We start from the raw sequence: 392 nt of genomic DNA, 5'->3' as shown, positions 1-392 counted from the left end.
CTTCCGTATAGACGCCATCGAAGTCTTTATCAATAAATACCTTCCCTTCAATAACGCCCGTCTGGAACTCAACTTGAATGCGTGACAAGGGGTTGTGCCCCTGATTGAGCGTGCTGCCCACGGAATAGGGAGACACGCCGCAAGGCCCAAAGTTGACCACGCTGCCCACAAGATCGGAGCTGCTGTCAAACTTTGGACTCAGACGCAGGTTAACTTTTAGATCCGCATCCTCCGGAATGCTTTCGGTATCACTCGTAGCCGCGATGCGAATCATTTTCACATCGCCCCAATTGGTAATTTTTTCTGCCGTAACATAGTTATCATTCGTAACAGTACTATAGTGAAAAGAATCTCCAAGGTTGATGCAAGCGCAGCCCCTGGAGATTCTTTTC

1 protein-coding gene is annotated in these 392 nt (G+C 48.5%); it reads right to left on the bottom strand.

What is annotated here, in order from left to right; genetic code table 11:
* The coding region (locus NE591_RS13055) for a hypothetical protein (protein WP_256156840.1) at positions 1 to 274 on the bottom strand (274 nt) is incomplete at its 3' end.
* Positions 275 to 392 lie beyond the last annotated feature (118 nt).

Origin of the sequence: Adlercreutzia sp. DFI.6.23 (assembly GCF_024462535.1) — a bacterium.
Taxonomy (GTDB): domain Bacteria; phylum Actinomycetota; class Coriobacteriia; order Coriobacteriales; family Eggerthellaceae; genus Adlercreutzia; species Adlercreutzia rubneri.
The sequence above is the reverse complement of the archived record's forward strand: the minus strand, read 5'-3'. Positions and strand labels throughout refer to the sequence as shown.